Annotated in this window: 11 protein-coding genes; 4 read left to right on the top strand and 7 right to left on the bottom strand. The window is 50.4% G+C overall.

Translation table 11 applies throughout. The annotated features are described in order from the left end of the window. Window positions 1-90: 90 nt before the first annotated feature. From rpmA to mdh, 4 genes are all read right to left on the bottom strand, one after another. A complete protein-coding gene (rpmA, locus tag KZ771_RS13505; RefSeq protein ID WP_133538580.1) occupies window positions 91-348 on the bottom strand; it encodes a 50S ribosomal protein L27 in 258 nt (85 codons plus the stop codon). A gap of 15 nt (window positions 349-363) precedes the next feature. Continuing rightward, on the bottom strand, window positions 364-678 hold the full coding sequence (gene rplU / locus KZ771_RS13500) for a 50S ribosomal protein L21 (protein ID WP_133538579.1): 315 nt from the start codon (window positions 676-678) through the stop codon (window positions 364-366). A 380-nt stretch (window positions 679-1,058) separates the two neighbouring features. Further along, the gene (ispB, locus tag KZ771_RS13495; RefSeq protein ID WP_290654864.1) at window positions 1,059-2,030 is read right to left on the bottom strand and encodes an octaprenyl diphosphate synthase; all 972 of its coding nucleotides are present in this window, start codon (window positions 2,028-2,030) and stop codon (window positions 1,059-1,061) included. 134 nt (window positions 2,031-2,164) lie between these two features. Further along, a complete protein-coding gene (mdh, locus tag KZ771_RS13490) occupies window positions 2,165-3,094 on the bottom strand; it encodes a malate dehydrogenase (RefSeq protein WP_133540879.1) in 930 nt (309 codons plus the stop codon). Between the two features lie 130 nt (window positions 3,095-3,224). Between mdh and argR the strand changes: the two genes are divergently transcribed. After that, on the top strand, window positions 3,225-3,698 hold the full coding sequence (gene argR, locus KZ771_RS13485; RefSeq protein WP_133540881.1) for a transcriptional regulator ArgR: 474 nt from the start codon (window positions 3,225-3,227) through the stop codon (window positions 3,696-3,698). Here argR and KZ771_RS13480 read toward each other — a convergent pair. After that, window positions 3,674-4,714, bottom strand: coding sequence for a Dyp-type peroxidase (locus KZ771_RS13480; protein ID WP_290653902.1), 1,041 nt, complete (start codon window positions 4,712-4,714; stop codon window positions 3,674-3,676). The genes argR and KZ771_RS13480 overlap by 25 nt on opposite strands. A 42-nt stretch (window positions 4,715-4,756) precedes the next feature. Between KZ771_RS13480 and KZ771_RS13475 the strand changes: the two genes are divergently transcribed. Continuing rightward, a complete protein-coding gene (locus KZ771_RS13475; protein WP_290653901.1) occupies window positions 4,757-6,508 on the top strand; it encodes a DUF885 domain-containing protein in 1,752 nt (583 codons plus the stop codon). 108 nt (window positions 6,509-6,616) lie between these two features. On the opposite strand, the gene KZ771_RS13470 is transcribed toward KZ771_RS13475, so the two are convergent. Together KZ771_RS13470 and KZ771_RS13465 are read right to left on the bottom strand one after the other, a co-directional pair. Next, window positions 6,617-9,676, bottom strand: coding sequence for an efflux RND transporter permease subunit (locus KZ771_RS13470; protein ID WP_290653900.1), 3,060 nt, complete (start codon window positions 9,674-9,676; stop codon window positions 6,617-6,619). Continuing rightward, window positions 9,676-10,752 (bottom strand): efflux RND transporter periplasmic adaptor subunit, encoded by a 1,077-nt coding sequence (locus tag KZ771_RS13465; RefSeq protein WP_290653899.1) that lies wholly within the window; start codon window positions 10,750-10,752, stop codon window positions 9,676-9,678. The genes KZ771_RS13470 and KZ771_RS13465 overlap by 1 nt, the downstream gene beginning before the upstream one ends. A 100-nt stretch (window positions 10,753-10,852) precedes the next feature. On the opposite strand from KZ771_RS13465, the gene KZ771_RS13460 reads away from it, so the two are divergent. Together KZ771_RS13460 and KZ771_RS13455 are read left to right on the top strand one after the other, a co-directional pair. Further along, window positions 10,853-11,746, top strand: coding sequence for a LysR family transcriptional regulator (locus KZ771_RS13460; RefSeq protein WP_290573710.1), 894 nt, complete (start codon window positions 10,853-10,855; stop codon window positions 11,744-11,746). Window positions 11,747-11,831: 85 nt separating this feature from the next. Next, window positions 11,832-14,420: a bifunctional aconitate hydratase 2/2-methylisocitrate dehydratase gene (locus KZ771_RS13455; protein ID WP_290573708.1), complete on the top strand. Its 2,589-nt coding sequence runs from the start codon at window positions 11,832-11,834 to the stop codon at window positions 14,418-14,420. Window positions 14,421-14,515: the final 95 nt, after the last annotated feature.

The raw sequence follows: 14,515 nt of genomic DNA, 5'->3' as shown, positions 1-14,515 counted from the left end.
AATCTTAGCACATATGAAAAAGCCCCGCCTGATATAGGCGGGGCTTAAAAATCAGACGCTCGCGCTGCAAGCGACTAGGCAACCGGCAAATTAATCAGAAATAACGCTGATAAATTTACGGTTTTTGTTACCTTTAGTTTCGAAAGAAACTTTACCTTCTGCAGTCGCGAACAAGGTGTGGTCTTTACCCATACCTACGTTGTCGCCTGCGTGGAATTTAGTACCACGTTGACGAACAAGGATGTTGCCTGCTAATACAGACTCACCACCGAAACGCTTAACACCGAGACGTTTACTCTCTGAGTCGCGACCGTTTTTAGTAGAACCACCAGCCTTTTTATGTGCCATGTCGTTACTCCTTAATTAGCTGTTGATACCAGTGATTTTCACTTCTGTGAACCACTGACGGTGACCTTGCTGACGACGCGAGTGCTTACGACGACGGAACTTGACGATTTTAACTTTATCGCCACGACCGTGATCGACAATCTCTGCCTTCACTTTGCCACCTGATACGAATGGCGCACCGATTTTTACATCGTTGTTACCATCTGAAACCATCAAAACCTGGTCGAACTCAACTACGTCTCCGGTAGCTGCTTCCAGTTTTTCCAGGCGGACGATTTGGCCTTCAGTCACACGGTGCTGCTTACCGCCACTTTGGAATACTGCGTACATAGTAATCTCCACTACCCTATTGGGTATCCAAATTTAAATCAGGGCGCGAATTGTACTTAAAACCAGAAATTAACGCAAGCGTTAATTTCCGCTTGTCGCGGCCTGCGGCCGCTCGCTGGGCAGCGCTTGCTTCGCCGCGCTTTGCTTGGCGGCCGTGCTCCGCACGCCCTTGCTGGGCGCGCCTCCCGGCGCTTGCTGTTTAACACCGCGACTTGCGCCTACGGCGCAAGGCGGTTCGCCGCGCCGCAGGCGCGTGCTCAGCTTTTCGCAAGGCGCGGAGCGCCGCCTGGCAAGCGGGCATAGCCCGCGCCAAGCAAGGCACGGCACAGCTCGTTCCGCCGGGCAAGCCGCCGCAGGCGGCGCCAGGCACTCCATTTTGCTCAGGAAATTCGGTTGACCGACAGATCCGCTAAAGAGAAGAGCGCTTGTTTGTAGTCAGACTCCGGAATACCTGCTAAAGCATCCTTTGCCTGTTGCGCCGCCGCTAGTGCTTTTTCTTGGGTGTAGGTTAACGCGCCGGTTCTATGCATTGCCGTTAGCACGGTTTGCAAGTGCTCACGTCCGTCACCGTTTTCGATGGCTGCGCGAATCAGCTGCTGCTCGGTATCATTGCCATGCCACATGGCATAGAGAAGTGGTAAGGTTGGTTTGCCTTCAGCCAGGTCATCGCCGGCATTTTTGCCCATGGTTTCGGTTTCAGCCGTATAGTCCAGCAGGTCATCAACCAATTGGAATGCCGTGCCCAAGTAACGACCGTAATCGGCCATTGCTGCGGTAACATCGTCTGTTTGCCCGGTTAGTATTGCCGCGGTCTGTGTTGCCGCTTCAAATAGCTTCGCTGTCTTGCCGTAAATGACGTTAAAGTAGCGTTCTTCGGTGGTATCGGGATCGTTGCAATTCATCAACTGCAGAACCTCACCCTCGGCAATGATATTGGTCGCATCGGCCAGAATCTGCAAAATCGGCATCGATTCAACCTGAACCATCATCTGAAATGCGCGGGTATAAAGGAAGTCACCGACTAATACCGAGGCCTCGTTACCAAACACCGCATTAGCGGTTTTACGCCCGCGGCGTAACTCGGAATCATCCACAACATCATCGTGTAACAGAGTCGCTGTGTGAATAAACTCGATAATTGCAGCCAGTTTGAGGTGTTTATTACCGTTGTAATTCAGAGCTCGCGCGGCCAAAACCGTCAGTAAGGGACGCAGTCGTTTACCGCCGCTGTTGACGATATATAGACCGAGTTGATTAATGAGTGCGACGTCCGAGGTTAACTGTTCACCGATCAGCGCGTTGACGCCAAGCATGTCGCTTTTGGCTAACGCGTTAATGGACTGCATATCCATCATAGCTATCTGTTTTTACATAATTTAACGGAAATGCCATGGTACAGGAAATTTTAACTTTGCGGTAGCCTTCTGGAGCTTGGCGCCGCCTGCGGCGCCAAGCATAAAAAAACGCGCCGAAGCGCGTTTTTTTATTAAAGAAAGTCGACGCCTTGTTGGATGTCGCCTTTAAGGCCGTCCAGCATGTCATCCATGCATTGCTTTTCAAACGCACTAATTTCGCCGTACGGCAGTACTTCTTCGGCACCATTTTTACCCAAACGTACCGGCTGAGCGAAGAAAGTTGCGTGATCACCAGGGCCTTCAACGTAAGTGCACTCAATCGTGTCCTGACCTTGCAAACCTTTGACCAGTGACAAGCAGAAACGCGCTGCTGCCTGACCCATAGACAAGGTAGCTGAACCGCCGCCAGCTTTTGCTTCGACAACTTCAGTACCAGCATTCTGAATACGGTGCGTCAGATCTTTAATTTCCTGTTCGGTAAACTCAACGCCTTCTACCTGAGATAACAATGGCAGAATTGTGGTGCCGCTATGACCACCAATAACCGGTACATTAACGTTAGCCGGGTTTAAGCCACGTAATTCAGCAACGAATGCTTCTGAACGGATAACATCCAATGTGGTAACACCGAACAGTTTACGCTTGTCGTAACAACCGTTCTTTTTCAGTACTTCTTTAGCGATAGGCACTGTCGTGTTTACCGGGTTAGTGATAATACCGACACATGCGTCAGGGCAGTTGTCTGCAACACCCTGTACCAGGTTAGCGACGATACCTGCGTTCATATTAAACAAGTCTGAACGATCCATACCTGGTTTGCGTGGCACACCGGCTGGGATTAACACGATATCGCTACCGACTAAAGCTGACGCGAGATCGTCTTTACCAAAGCCAGTGACTTTAACGTCAGTCGGGATGTGGCTAAGGTCAACGGCTACACCCGGAACAACCGGCGCAACGTCATATAAGGATAACTCTGTACCCGCAGGTAATTGAGTTTTAAGAAGTAATGACAATGCCTGGCCGATACCACCGGCCGCACCTAATACGGCTACTTTCATCTCAGACTCCATTTAACTGGTTGATAAGATACTGCATAAGCATAGAATAGTTATGCAATATTTGGCGCAAAACTGTACTCTAATAGGGTAAAAATTACAAATTTACTCGCTAACCTGCGGATTCAATAACATGACCAAAGCTGATTTACTGGACGCGTTTAAAGCCTTACTTAAAGAAGAGCGTTATGGCTCTCAAACTGAAATCGTTGATGCCTTAAAAGCGCAGGGATTCAGCAATGTCAGCCAATCCAAAGTGTCGCGTATGTTAAGTAAACATGGCGCTGTCAGAACCCGCAACGCAAAACAGGAGATGGTCTATTGTTTGCCCGCTGAAATGAGTGTCCCCTCAGCCAAAGCACCATTAAATCAGCTTGTTCTGGATATTCAGCATAATGATGTGATGGTTATTATCCGTACCAGCCCCGGTGCTGCACAATTGATTGCCCGTCTACTTGACTCAGTGGGCAAAAAAGAGGGTGTACTGGGAACCATCGCCGGTGATGACACCATTTTTATTGCGCCATTAAAGGTTTCAGAAATTGACTTTACCCTGACCAAAGTCAAAGAATTGTTTGCCACTCACTCGGTCGTATCTGATACTTGATCCACAGTCTCGTTTAGTAAATCCCGTTGCACCGCATAGCGATAGCGTTTTAAAAAGTCGGTTGAGGGCACAAAAAAGCTGGCATTGGTTACGGCTTGGGTAAAGTCCAGTAGCGGGTCATAATGACCCTGTTCGTCCTCTAAATAACGACTTTTTAACCACTCAGTCACAGCTTTTGGCTGATTACTAAAATACAGCCCCAGTAGCCCTTGTTCGCGTAAATCGCCCCATGGCATGTTTTGTCGCAATAGCGGGATGGGCTGTTCATCTGCGCCAACCAGCCGCGTTTTTATCGCGTGGGTAACGCCCTCAATTTCTGCTTCCGACATACGCTCGCCCGATACTTTGTCTCGCCCCATCAATTGCTGTTGTTTATCACTGCCGAGGTGATCCCAATGACGCAAATCATGACGAAATTTTTGCAAAAACAGATAGCTGCCGCCTGCAAACTCGCTATCCATCGGCTCGTCCAGTAAAGCCACACTGCGCTTGCGTAAGCCTCGCGGATTATCCGGCGCATCGATAAATCCGGTTAAGTCGCGACCATCCAGGTAACGGAAGGTGCGCAATTGTTCAACGACCTCGACATCATAACCCAACCATTCGAGCAAGGTTCGCCCCGCCAGGTAATTGGCGTCAAAGCGATCTGAACGAACTTGCAAAAGCAGGTCAAAGGGTTGTCGCGGCGCATCCCGATCACCTTGTGCCAAATCAGGAAAACGTCTTAAATGCAGTGGTTTTTTTTCCGGGTAAACCACATCCCAGTAGTCAGCGCCAATGGCAATAAACCCATTCAGCATCGATTCAGAAAACCGGTCATCCAGTTCCTTAATGATATCTGGTATGCGCGCTAATTTACCCCGCACCGCGTCAACATCGTCGGTCATGACATTGCAGAATAACGTTAACCCGTGCAGGTTGGGTTCGGCGCAGACGCCGGATTGAGCTTTGAGCAAAGTTAACCCCGTTTTATGTTTTTTGGTCGGTTCTTTTACATTGCTATGAACTGCAGGCATTATAGAATGCCTCTATTTACTATTGCTTCGCAAGGAAAAATCATGCGCAAGACTGTCATTGCTTTAGCTATGTTGTCGCTGGCCGGTTGTGCCAGCCAGCCAGCCAATACGACCGCTTCAACAACTAACAATAACGCGGTTGTCGCCAGCTCACAATCTGAACAGTTCACTAAACTCGCTGATAAAATTTGGCAAGCGCTGTCAGCGCCGCACAAAACAGCACTACCGGATATGTCCGCGGACGCATTAGAGCAACGTTATCAGCGTAATAAAGCATGGCTGGAACAGCTTAACACTATCGACACAACACAGTTGGATAAACAGCAAAAAATTAACCATGCAATGATCCACTATACGTTAAAAAACCATGTCGATGAGTATCGTTTTAAAGCACACCTGATGCCACTGACAGCAGAAGGCTCGTTCCACAGCTCGTTGGCATTTATGCCCGGCTACACGCAGTTTAATAGCGAACAGGATTATCGCGACTACGTCGCCAAACTCGGCACCATAAACCGTTATATGGAACAACAAACCGCATGGTTACGACAGGCTATTGAGCAAGGTTATACGCAACCTAAAGCAGCAATGGTCGGCTTCGAAGAAAGTATTTTGGCGTATATCGTACAGGACGCGTCTGATAGTGTTTATTACGACCCGTTCAATCAACAGCCTAAGTTTATAGATGATCAAACATGGCAGCAGTTACAACAGCAAGCGCGCCAGGTTATCGATGAACAAGTCATGCCGGCCTATGACGACTACTTTACCTTTATGGTCAGTGAGTATTTACCAAACGCCCGTGAATCAGTAGGCGCCAGCGAATTACCGGAAGGTAACGCGTTCTATAAAAATCGCATCGAGCATTACACCACCACTGACCTGAGCGCCGACGAGATACATAACATTGGCCTGCAGGAGGTCGCCCGCATCCGGGCCGAAATGCTTCGTGTTATTGAGCAAACCGGATTCGACGGAGACTTCGATGCCTTCGTCAATTTTTTGCGTACAGACGAGCAATTCTATCCGGAAACAGCTGAAGAGCTGTTGCAGTATGCTGCCTGGATTGCCAAGAAAATGGACGGCGAACTGCCTAAGTTCTTTAAAACCTTACCGCGTAAGCCCTACGGCATAGCCCCGGTACCAGAAGAGATTGCACCTAAATATACTACGGGTCGTTATTCGGGCACTAACCGCGACGACCGCGCCGGTTTCTATTGGGTAAACACCTACGCACTGGATCGTCGCCCAATGTACCAGATGGAAGCCCTGACGCTGCACGAGGCAGTTCCCGGGCATCACCTGCAGAATGCTATCGCCGGTGAGCTTGAAGGTGTGCCGGAATATCGCCAACAAACCTATATTTCAGCGTTCGGCGAGGGGTGGGGACTTTACTCAGAATACCTTGGCCTCGAAGCCGGCTTTTACCAGGACCCATACAGCAACTTCGGCCGCTTGAGTTATGAAATGTGGCGAGCGGCCCGACTGGTGGTCGATACCGGTATGCATGCAAAAGGCTGGAGCCGCGAGCGAGCTATTGATTTTATGGCCAGCAATACCGCGCTGTCGCTACATAATGTAAAGACCGAGATTGATCGTTACATTACCTGGCCGGCACAGGCGTTGTCTTACAAGCTAGGTGAGCTAACAATCAAGCGGCTACGTGCAAAAGCTGAAAGCGAACTGGGCGCTGATTTTGATATCCGCGAATTCCACGATGCGATACTGGAAAACGGCAGTGTCCCATTGGATATCCTGGAGTCACACATCAACGACTGGATAAAACAACAATAACGCCAGGCGTCGAATTCGAGCGCTAGGCACGGCCTGCGGCCGCTTGCCAGGCAGCGCGTGCCGCCCAGCAAGTCGCCGGAGGCGACGCCTAGCGCTTGAAGTTGACGCCTAGCGCGGCTTTGGGGCGATGAGTGAGTACATCACCGGTACCACGATAAGCGTTAGTACTGTGGCAAAGCCAAGCCCGAACATAATCACCGTTGCCATGCTGGCAAAAAAGTCATCAAATAACAGCGGTAACATACCCAAAATAGTGGTTGCCGCAGCCATCGCCACCGGTCTGACCCGACTAACCGACGCATCCACCAACGCTTGATGTGGCGCTTTACCCTCAGCCAGTTCCACATTGACCTGCTCTAATAGCACCACGCCATTTTTGATAAGCATACCTGACAGACTTAAAAAGCCCAGCAACGCCATAAAACCAAAGGGCTTGTCCAGTATCAACAGCCCTGCGGTAACCCCCACTATCGATAGTGGTACCGTGGTCCACAATACCAACCCCAGACGCGCAGAGTTAAACAACAACACAGTAATAATGAACATTACCAGAAAACCCAGCGGCAACGAACTGAACAAGGCTGACTGCGCTTTATTAGCAGCCTCGTATTGGCCACCCCACTCCAGTTGATAACCTAAGGGGAGTTCCAATGCTTCAATTTTAGGTCTGACACGCTCAAATACTGCCGTTGCGGTTTCTTCGCCCAACACATCATGATCCGCCATTATCGTGATGGTGCGTTTGCGGTCACGCCGCATAATCAATGCGTTTTCCCACTCCACATCAATACGCCGGACCACCTGCGCCAGCGGCAAATAGCGATCCATCACCGGACTGTAAATTTGTAACTCCTGCCAATTATCCAGATCAACTCGTTCACTGGCCGGTGCCCGCGAGATGATCGGTAACAGCTCTGTACCATCGCGATAAAGCCCCACCTGACGGCCAACAAAATTGGTGCGCAGTAAATCATTCACATCTTGCTTGGTTACGCCAAGACGGCGTGCCGCCGATTCATCAAATCGCGGCCGCAATAATTTGGTTTTATTACGCCAGTCATGACGGATATTCATCGCACCCCGATCATCGCGCAGAATCGTTTCAACCTGCTTCGCTAACTGGCGCAGCACCTCAGGCTCTGCTCCGCTGATACGAGCTTCGATTTTAGCCGGCGTCGCCGGGCCTATCTCGACGCGTACCAGCTTGTCCTCGACCTGCGGGTGAGCACGACGAATTTGCTCCCTCACTTTGGCCATGAGTTGTTCCATCGCCTCAGTATCCTGCGCCCGCACAATCAACTGAGCATAACTCTCGTAAGCCTTCTCCACCAGGTAAGTCAGGGTAAATCGCGGAGCTCCCTGGCCAACGGTGGTTGACACTGAAACCACTTGCGGTTGCTGCAACAAAAACTGCTCAAGGCGGCTCGAATCCTGTGCTGTGGTACGTATGTCAGTGCCCTGCGGATACCATAAGTCGACATAAAACATGGGCGTGGTCGATGGCGGAAAAAAGACTTGCTTGACTTGCTTGAATCCTGCTGCTGATACCACCAATAACGCAGCCATTAATAACATGGTGAAGACTCTATGGCGCAGGCAAAGCTGCAAAAACCGACGATAGGCCTGGTACACCGGGTGACTATACACATCACTATTGGTGTCACCGCCAGTGTTGCTGTTGATGTCGTTTTGCGAGTACAGTCGGTCGGCTAAAAACGGAATCAGTATCAATGCAGTAATCCAGCTTAACAACAACGAGATTAACAGCACCCAGAACAAGCTGCCGGCAAACTCTCCGGTCGCATCAGCGGATAAACCAATGGGCGCAAACGCAATAATACCAATAACAGTTCCCCCTAGCAGAGCCCATTGATTTTGTTTTACCGTAATCACCGCGGCTTGCAATTTTGACTGCCCGCGCCGCATACCTACGGCTATACCATCGGCAATAACAATGGCATTATCCACCAGCATACCCAGCGCAATAATGAGCGCCCCCAGCGATACCCGTTGCAGATTGATTGCAAACACATTCATAAAAATGAAGGTGCCTAATACCGTCAGCAACAACACCGAACCAATCAATAACCCGCTGCGAAACCCCATTGTCAGCAATAACGCAATAATCACTATAGCGACCGCTTCAACCAGGTTGAGTAGAAAGTTGTTAACTGAGTTTTCGACCGCATGCGGCTGATCATAAATACGCGCCAGTTGCATGCCGATGGGTTGTGCGTAATTCAGCTCATCCAGCCGCGATTCAACCCGTTCTCCCACATCGACAACATTTACATTATCGGCAAAGGACAACCCCAGCCACACCGACGGCAGGCCATTATAGCGAACAATTTGTTGTGGAATTTCCGCCACGGTGCGATACACATCAGCTACATCTTTAAGAAAAATACGTTGCTCGGCGCCGGGGTTGGAAATAACTAAACTGGCAAGTTCTTCGACCGACTCGAACTCGCCACTGGTAGCTATACGAAAGGCCTCGTCTTCGATCGTAACTCTTCCGGCGTCGGCTACTGTGTTTTGCGTCGTTAATAAGTTAGCGATGCGTGCCGGCGGAATACCGACATTACTGAGTTTGGCGCGCGAAACCTCGACCACCACTTGTTGTTGCTGTTGGCCAGTTTCGACCACTTTGCCTACGCCATCAACCAATACCAACTCGCGTTTTAAAAAGTCGGCATAATGCTCGATATCCTGATAGGAGTAACCATCGCCGGTTATTGCCAGCAGCACCCCGTAAACATCGGCAAAATCATCGCGTACCATCGGCGTTTTAGTCCCCGGCGGCAACGCCCGCGCAGCGTCATTCACTTTACGCCGCAGTTCATCCCATATTTGTTCCAAATCATCTGCGCGGTAAATCGACTTCATCTCAACGGTGATTTGCGACAGTCCGGGCTTAGAAATTGACCGCACGTGATCCACGTAACTGAGTTCCTGAATCGCGTTCTCGAGCGGGTAACTGACTTCTTCTTCCACCTGCTGTGCCGATGCGCCCGGGTATTGCGTTATAACCATGGCTTGCTTGATAGTAAATTTAGGATCTTCCAACCGCCCTAGCTGAGTTAGACTAACTAACCCGCCAATAAGCAGAATTAACAGCAGCAGCCAACTGCTGGTTTTGCGCTCCATGCTGTACTGGGCAATATTCATTACAGCCCCCGCTCGCGCTTCCATTCCCGCACTTGCTGCTGCGCCTGCAGTTGTTGTACGCCTGCAGCAACAACGCGATCGCCCGCATTCAGGCCCGTGCTGATCAGCAACCCGTTATTGGTCATGTTACCGGTGCTCACCTCTACCTGCTCGACCGTCATATCATCCTTGACCCGCCAAACATAACTGCCGCCCTGCGCATCAGTAAATACAGCAGCAGACGGCACCAAAACGCCATCCAGCATGCGTCTCAGCACTTTGTTTAAATCCACCATAACGGTGGCTGTCATACCTGGTAAAATATTTAACTCAGCAGGTTTGGGCAGAGTAAAAACCACCTCATAAGTGTTGGTTGCCGGGTCTGCTTGCGAATCCCATTCTTTGAGGTGCGCTAAAAAGCGTTGTTCCGGCGCCGCATCAAAAGCAACCAATGGCTCGTAATCCAATCGTTTAGCCACGCGTGCAAATAGGTTCTCCGGCACTTGAATAGCCACGTCAATGGCATCGGCAATTTGCAGTGTTGCGATCGGTTGTTGTGGCTGAACATTTTCGTATTTTTCCACCGCCAGACGCGCCACCACGCCATCAAAGGGAGCCCGCAACTCGGTATAGCCGAGGTTGGCCCGGGCAGTTTCATAATTTGATTTTGCCACCGCCAGCTGCGACTCAATTTGATCAAACTGTGCTTCGGACATTACCCCTTGTTGAACCAACTTTTCGTTGCGTCGGTATTGTGATGAAGCCAGGTCATATTGCGCTTTGGCTTGATCCACCGCTAATTGATAGTCTTTCGGGTCGAGTGCCGCAATCAGCTGCCCCTGTTTAACGTCTGCTCCGGCACGCACCGGAAGCTGTTTAATTTCCCCCGCTACGCGGAAGGTTAACTGAGCGACTTCTGTCGCTTGTACCACCGCCGGGAATTCGCGCAGTTGCGCTGCCGCCGCATCCTCGACCACGGCTATTTTCACCGGTCGCGGTGGCTTTTGCGCCACTGATTCAGTAGGCGCCTCGCTACAGCCGGATAGCAGCAGTAACGGCATAATCAGTAAACAAGCAGAAATTAGTAACGCACGCATGGGGTTTTCTCAGTCGTTAATATCGAGCATTTAGCTATTATTCTAGCCATAAATTAACTACAGTAATATTGAAATAATATTGTTAAGTTAATCAGTTTTTATGAACATCTCGCATTTAAAAATGATGCAGGCGGTCGCGGATACCGGCAGCCTTCAACAAGCCGCACAGCGACTGTATAAAACCCAGTCGGCAATTAGCATGGCGCTCAAGAAGCTCGAGCAAGAAGCTGGCTTCGCGTTGTTTGATCGCAGTGGCTACCGCCTAAAGTTGACTGCCCATGGCCAACAATACCTGCGCCAGGCCGAAGAGGTTTTGCGCCAGCACCAACGTCTGCAAACACTCACCGATAGCTTACGCGAAGGCGCTGAACCGCACGTCACGCTGTGTTATGACCACACTTGTGACGCCAGTCTATGGTTAAAAAGTATTAGTGAGCTGCAGCGTCACTATCCAGCAACAGAGATCCGCATAGAAGGCGAATCTCAATTGCGCAGTTTGCGACGCGTTAATCAAGGTGAGGTCGATCTTGCCATTTGCCCGTGGTTACCATTGTTTCGTCAGTATGGTGATTTTGAAACCATTGCCATAGCGCCATTTGAATTAACCGTAGTAATTGCGGACACGCTGGTTAATTCGGCCGGCGGTATGCCGCGTTCCCGCCAACAATTACTGAATCTACCCATGCTGATACCGCAAAACCTTGACGTTGGTATCAGTATGGACGCTATTTTGCGGCTACCAAGCCAACGTCGTATTCAGGCCAATGACGTGTCGACGCAATGGGAATTATTACTCGCCGGCCTCGGTTGGGGAGTTATTCCGAAGCATATGGTGCACACTTACCTTGCCAGCGGTCAGCTGCATGAAATATCGATTCCCGGCTTTGTCCAACAAGTCGATTTAGAGGTTCACCTGATTCGATCGGCCTCGCGTTCACTCGGTCCCGCGGCGACATCACTGTGGGACATGGCATTCACCACATTTATTGCGTGAATGCCCCCATAACATGGGAATTTGGCGCTAATTTCCGTATAATGCGCAGCATTCAAACCATGCTAGTCAATAAGAGGTAATTCGAGTGCTTAAAGAATATCGCCAGCACGTGGAAGAACGTGCCGCAGAGGGCATCCCTCCCAAGCCATTAACAGCAGAACAAGTTGCTGATTTAGTCGAACTATTAAAAAATCCGCCTGCAGGCGAAGAGCAGTTCTTAGTCGAATTGTTGGCCGAGCGTGTGCCGCCGGGTGTAGACGAAGCTGCTTACGTTAAAGCCGGTTTCTTAAGCGCCGTGGTAAAAGGCGAAGTGCAAAGCCCGGTTATCAGCAAAGAAGACGCTGTTAAATTGCTTGGCAATATGCACGGTGGTTACAACATCGTGACTTTGGTTGAGTTATTGGACAGCGCTGATCTAGGTCGTTTAGCAGCCGAAGAATTAAAGCACACCATCTTAATGTTCGACGCCTTCCATGACGTTGAAGAGAAAATGAAAGCCGGTAATGCGCTGGCTAAAGAAGTGGTTGAGTCATGGGCCGAAGGTGAGTGGTTCACCAGCCGTGACAAAATGGCTGACCAGATTAAAGCGACCGTCTTTAAAGTGACTGGCGAAACCAACACCGACGACCTGTCACCAGCACCTGACGCCTGGTCACGTCCTGACATTCCACTGCATGCTAAAGCCATGTACAAAATGCCTCGCGAAGGCATCACGGATGCAGGTAAGCAGATTGAAGAGCTGAAAGAAAAAGGTCACCCGGTTGCTTTCGTAGGCGACGTCGTAGGTACTGGCTCTTCGCGTAAATCAGCAACCAACTCTGTCCTGTGGAACATTGGTGAAGACATGCCGGGTACGCCGAATAAGCGTGCGGGCGGTATCTGTATTGGCGGCAAAGTCGCGCCTATCTTCTTCAACACCATGAAAGACGCGGGTGCGTTGGTATTTGAAGCCGACGTCGAAAAAATGAATATGGGTGATGTCATTACTATTTACCCATACGAAGGCAAAATTGAAAACGAATCGGGCGATGTTATCGCTGAGTACGACTATGCGTCACGCGTTATTCTTGACGAAGTACGTGCCGGTGGCCGTATCAACCTGATCATTGGTCGTGGCTTAACCACCAAGGCGCGTGAATCACTGGGCTTAGGTCACTCTGATTTATTCCTGACTCCAGAGCAGCCTGCAGACAGTGACAAAGGCTACAGCCTGGCACAGAAGTTAGTGGGTAAAGCTTGTGGTATGGACGGCGTGCGTCCCGGCACTTACGTTGAGCCGAAAATGACCACCGTGGGTTCGCAGGACACCACCGGTCCAATGACCCGTGACGAACTGAAAGACCTGGCTTGTCTTGGCTTTAACGCTGACCTGGTTATGCAGTCTTTCTGCCACACGTCTGCCTATCCGAAGCCGGTTGACGTTGAAACTCAGCATACGCTGCCTGACTTCATCATGAACCGTGGCGGCGTTTCGTTGCGCCCGAATGACGGTATTATTCACAGCTGGCTGAACCGTATGTTGTTGCCAGATACCGTCGGTACTGGTGGTGACTCGCATACACGTTTCCCGCTGGGCATTTCGTTCCCTGCAGGTTCTGGTTTGGTTGCCTTCGCAGCCGCAACCGGTGTTATGCCGTTGGATATGCCAGAATCAGTACTGGTGCGTTTTAAAGGTAAAATGCAGCCGGGTATTACCCTACGTGACCTGGTTCACGCGATTCCTGCGTTTGCTATTAAAGACGGCTTATTGACCGTAGAAAAACGCGGTAAGAAAAACGCGTTCTCAGGTCGCATCCTGGAAATCGAAGGTCTTGAGCACCTGACTGTTGAGCAGGCGTTTGAACTGTCAGACGCATCGGCAGAACGTTCTGCAGCGGGTTGTACCATCAACTTGTCAGAAGATTCAGTCAGTGAGTACTTGCGCTCTAACATCACCATGCTGCGTTGGATGATCAACGAAGGCTACGGCGATGCGCGTACGCTTGAGCGTCGTGCTCGTAAGATGGAAGAATGGCTTGAGAACCCATCACTGACGCGTGCCGATAAAGATGCCGAATACGCAGAAGTTATCGAAATCGATTTGGACGAAATTAAAGAGCCAATCGTCTGCTGCCCGAACGACCCTGACGACGCTAAGTTCTTAAGCGAAGTTGCCGGCGACAAAGTTGACGAAGTGTTCATTGGTTCGTGCATGACCAACATTGGTCACTTCCGTGCGGCGGGTAAACTGTTAGAGAAGAACTCTGACCCGCTGAACACCCGTTTGTGGATTGCACCACCAACCAAGATGGACAAAGCTCAGCTGGAAACCGAAGGCTATTACGACATTTACGAGCGTAACGGTGTGCGCACCGAAATGCCAGGCTGTTCACTGTGTATGGGTAACCAGGCCCGCGTTGAGCCAAACTCAACAGTACTATCGACCTCGACCCGTAACTTCCCGAACCGTTTGGGCGACGGCGCCAACGTTTACCTGACCTCTGCTGAATTAGCAGCGGTCGGTGCTATCGTCGGCCGTTTACCAACGCCGGAAGAGTACCTGGAGTACGCACAAGACATTAACTCGATGGCTGGCGAAGTTTATAAATACCTCAACTTCGACCAAATGGATGCCTTCCGCGACGCAGAAAAAGCGGCCAAGGAAAATATCATCCCGACCATAAACGTGGCCTAAGCCTGCGCGCAGCGCACCAAACCAAAAAGCGCCCAACCGGGCGCTTTTTTTATACCCAATTTTTTATATCCAGGTTTTATACCCAACTTGCCGCC

Source organism: Idiomarina sp. (assembly GCF_019431395.1).
GTDB lineage: Bacteria > Pseudomonadota > Gammaproteobacteria > Enterobacterales > Alteromonadaceae > Idiomarina.
Note: the sequence above shows the minus strand (reverse complement) of the source record. Positions and strands in the feature narration are given on the sequence as shown.